This window comes from Pseudomonas sp. 382 (assembly GCF_002759075.1).
Taxonomy (GTDB): Bacteria; Pseudomonadota; Gammaproteobacteria; order Pseudomonadales; family Pseudomonadaceae; genus Aquipseudomonas; species Aquipseudomonas vlassakiae.
The window spans coordinates 1-581 of record NZ_PEMX01000107.1 but is presented as its reverse complement, the minus strand read 5'-3'; the positions used below and the strand labels follow the sequence as shown (position 1 = coordinate 581).

Here is a 581-nt window from a genome sequence, read left to right as displayed (position 1 = left end):
GTGAGCAAGGAGCAGCCGAGCGACTTCGAGCTGACGACCCTGTTCGCGATCATCAACGGCCGGTACGAGCAGGTGAAGCCCACGGTGGTCATTTCCAACCTGGGCCCCGAGCAGTTGCCGGTTGCTATGGGCGAGCGCTGCGTCGATCGCCTGCGCGAGGGCGGCATGATCGTCGTGCCGTTCGAGTGGGAATCGCATCGCGGCAAGGAGGCCATCTGATGCGCGCTCTCAAGGAAATCATTCGGGCAGTGGCCATGATCTCGGCCCTGCTGGCTGGCTACTGGTTCGCAACGGATATGGGTCGAACCTTTGCCATGGTCTGCGTGCGGATCGTTGGCGAGCAGCGAGGGCTGGAAGCGGCCCTGGAGGAGTGCAAATGACCCCAGCACAAGAAATCACAGTCGCCCAGCTCAAAAGCCAGGGGTTCAAGCAGGTCGTGGAAGGTCGAGAAATCGTCCGTATGACCAAGGGCGCAGACCGCCGCGTCGTGATGGCTGATGGCAGCCAGAAGCGCGGCTATCACGTTGAATTCAAGCGCGCCGGGCAGCCGGCCGGGGAGGGGGTGTGAGCCTATTCCAGTG

At 62.7% G+C, this 581-nt stretch carries 2 protein-coding genes and 1 pseudogene; all 3 read left to right on the top strand.

What is annotated here, in order from left to right:
- Window positions 1-219, top strand: a pseudogene (locus CQW31_RS30810) (ATP-binding protein); the annotation flags it as partial.
- Window positions 219-380 carry a hypothetical protein gene (locus tag CQW31_RS31275; protein WP_158238202.1) on the top strand — a complete coding sequence of 54 codons (162 nt, stop codon included), beginning with the start codon at window positions 219-221 and terminating at the stop codon, window positions 378-380. The pseudogene CQW31_RS30810 and the gene CQW31_RS31275, both read left to right, overlap by 1 nt.
- Window positions 377-568, top strand: a complete 192-nt coding sequence (locus CQW31_RS30805) for a hypothetical protein (RefSeq protein ID WP_099816126.1) — start codon at window positions 377-379, stop codon at window positions 566-568. The genes CQW31_RS31275 and CQW31_RS30805 overlap by 4 nt, the downstream gene beginning before the upstream one ends.
- Window positions 569-581: the final 13 nt, after the last annotated feature.